The organism is Weissella sp. DD23 (genome assembly GCF_001579105.1).
GTDB classification, from domain to species: Bacteria; Bacillota; Bacilli; order Lactobacillales; family Lactobacillaceae; genus Weissella; species Weissella cibaria.
In genome coordinates this window covers 63,870-66,607 of the sequence record NZ_KQ970394.1, presented here as the reverse complement: position 1 = coordinate 66,607, position 2,738 = coordinate 63,870, and the positions used below count along the sequence as shown (strand labels likewise).

The window sequence follows — 2,738 nt, the reverse complement described above, 5'->3', positions numbered from 1 at the left end:
ATGGTGGGTGGGGTGTGACTTCGCCAAAGATTGACCAGGGGTAAACTCCGCCGGCGCGAGCACCGGCTAGCACCCAACTAATTGGGTTAAGGGGTTGGGTCCGTTCGCCTTATCTAACCGGCGGTCGGCCGAACTTGTGAGTTCACCCCTGGCAATCGCTACGTCACACCCCACCCACCATGCCAGCAACCAAGATAGTCTCTACTGGAATAGCTAATCATCCTTCCGGTTCATGCGTTAAAAATTTTCTTGCTAATAACTTCGAGACACTCATACATCAGAGAGCATCTTAGCTGTTGCTCGTGCGGTAGCACGACACATCATCAAACCACACAAAAAACGCGCCGTATATCTACGGCGCGTCGTACAAATATTTGTACTGATAGTCATTAGCGTAACTACCACGGGGAATAACTATAGTATAGGGGGCTTCTTAAATTTTTGCTAATAATAACTCTCGAAACCCCATTTTCCCCGTTAGATGTGCAAGATCAATGCCAACAATGCGAGCGCTGCTGGTAATCCTTGCACCAAGATAATTTTCTTGGCAGCTGTCATGCTCCCGTAAATCGCAACCACGATAATGTAAGCCATAAAGAGCTTCAACATCGTCATTTCAGCTGCGCCATTTAGCACAACCATCGTTAGCAAAATCAAAACACCCAACATACCGTTGTAAATGCCTTGATTTCCCAACAATGAACGTACTTCTGGTACTTTCGTAAATTCTTCCTCTAACTCAAACGTTTCCGCTTGCTTCTTTGGCGACCCAAACATCTCTAAGCCCATGATGTAAAGTGCTTCCAAAGCAACCAACACCGTCAAAATAATCCCAATCATAACGACTAATATCTCCTCATCAGTTATGTCACTAGAATAACATGATAGATAATATAAAAGCCACACCGCGTATCCGCGATATGGCTCAGGTATGGTTGACGACCCACAAAATATTTTTTGATTGTGAAAGCGTTGATGTTGATAAAGAGTCGTCTCATCACCCTCTTGCTGTTCGAATATTTCCTGGAGAGAAATTTCATCGATCGGTATTTTCTGAAGGAGAAGAGTTTTCAGCTAGTTTTTAAGATATTGAACGATTACTCGAACAGCAAGAGTGAAACATGACGACGTTACTTATCAACACGGTCCCCGATTCCTTAAACGTTTTCAGTCTATATCATCAACATTGCGTTCCCCGTGTCTCTAACACAAATATTATTGTAAGCGCTTTCCATTAAAATGTAAACCCTTTCATTAAAATTAGTTTCGATTATGGGACAGATTTTTTTCGATTTTTAACAAAAAAATGCTACCAACTTTAATAATTGGTAGCATTTTAGCCATTACTAATATATTAGTCTGCTTTATCTCGATGTTGTGTGGCATAAATTAAGGTCAACGTCGCAACAGCTATAATAATGACTGTCACAACAATCCCCCAATGTAAGAAAATAGACGCCAAAATGAGTGCCAACAGTCCTAACGTTAATCCCAAAGTTTTAATCGTTTGCATAATAGGTCCCCTCCTAAAAGCCATTGCTCACGGTCATTATACAGCCTTGCAACATGGTATGAGAGAAAATCCACAATTTTAGAACTTGTTACCGAGACATGTCTACTTTGTCGTAGCAGCCATTCATTAACCATACTAGCGGGCTAGTCCACTTTATCGCGTGGCAACAAACTGTCCGACAGGCTTTGTAGCTCGTTTACCAAGTTATCAAAACAGGCAGTCTGTTTGCGAACATAGGTCACAATCAATGGCAACAAATCAACGCCTTGCTTCGGGTTCAGTCCAGTAGTTGCACAGATTTTGTTTAGTCTATAAACAATTGTCTTGGGATGCACCAGCATTAAACACGCTGTCTCTTTTGTTGATGACAGGTGCTGAACATATTCCCAAAACGTCAGCCATGTTTCATCATCAATCCGTTCATAGTACGCCGCAACATTTGGATAGACCAAATCAGATTTAACCAGGTCATACAGATAACCAACCCGATTAAAGATGACAACCCGCTCAAACTCGTTGGTCAGCAACACGGCAAATAACGCCTCTTTAATACCTGTCGAAATATCAAAGTGCGCACCCCCGACACCCGCAAAGATGTCCGGTGCCAGAGCATCCAAGAATGGTTGCACCCCTTCCACTGACAAAACGTAAATCCGGCGCTTCGTATCCAAATTAAGCGCCAAGCGATGTTCAGGCATCCGGCGTTGATCCCCACTTAAAACAACCGCTATATAGCGTTGTTCCAAATCAACACCGTTTATTTTAGCTTTACTAATAAAAGCTTGGTCCAAGGCTGTATCGTAGTCTGAAATATACAGCCACTGTGTCATGAAATTTTGTAGCATTGTATTTCCCCCTTGAAATCGCAGCTCAAAAACTCTCCTCCTTAATTATAAGCGTCCTCATGCATGCAGCCCCTTAAATTTTTTGGGTTTACAAAAAAATAAGCGAGCATGACTGCTCGCTTAACTATAACTCGATTAATCTGGCACAATCACTGTCCCATCCCCATCAGCAAGATATGCTTGCACATTATCAAGCGATGTAATGACGGCAGGCCGCCCCGTATTCCGTACGAAGCTAATAGCTGCTTCAACCTTAGGCTTCATCGACCCGGCCGGGAATTGGCCGGCATCCACTAATTGCTGCATTTCCGTCACGCTAATCCGTTTGATCATCGTCTGCGACGGTTGGTTAAAGTCCTTCGCCACATAACGTACCGCCG

3 protein-coding genes and 1 pseudogene are annotated in these 2,738 nt (G+C 43.2%); all 4 read right to left on the bottom strand.

Annotated features, from left to right (window positions below):
* Positions 1 to 477: 477 nt before the first annotated feature.
* Complete coding sequence (locus WEIDD23_RS07745) at positions 478 to 840, bottom strand: DUF1304 domain-containing protein (protein ID WP_010371001.1); 363 nt, start codon at positions 838 to 840, stop codon at positions 478 to 480.
* 514 nt (positions 841 to 1,354) lie between these two features.
* On the bottom strand, positions 1,355 to 1,513 hold the full coding sequence (locus tag WEIDD23_RS13120; protein ID WP_010371008.1) for a hypothetical protein: 159 nt from the start codon (positions 1,511 to 1,513) through the stop codon (positions 1,355 to 1,357).
* A 143-nt stretch (positions 1,514 to 1,656) separates the two neighbouring features.
* Positions 1,657 to 2,358 carry a helix-turn-helix domain-containing protein gene (locus WEIDD23_RS07740; RefSeq protein ID WP_010371011.1) on the bottom strand — a complete coding sequence of 234 codons (702 nt, stop codon included), beginning with the start codon at positions 2,356 to 2,358 and terminating at the stop codon, positions 1,657 to 1,659.
* Between the two features lie 135 nt (positions 2,359 to 2,493).
* Positions 2,494 to 2,738 (bottom strand): annotated as a pseudogene (locus WEIDD23_RS14705) (carbamate kinase); the annotation flags it as partial.

What these genes read in the sequence shown, in the direction of transcription:
- WEIDD23_RS13120 (WP_010371008.1), bottom strand. Translation starts at nt 1,513, where the DNA reads ATGCAAACGATTAAAACTTTGGGATTAACGTTAGGACTGTTGGCACTC.
- WEIDD23_RS07740 (WP_010371011.1), bottom strand. Translation starts at nt 2,358, where the DNA reads ATGCTACAAAATTTCATGACACAGTGGCTGTATATTTCAGACTACGAT.
- WEIDD23_RS07745 (WP_010371001.1), bottom strand. Translation starts at nt 840, where the DNA reads ATGATTGGGATTATTTTGACGGTGTTGGTTGCTTTGGAAGCACTTTAC.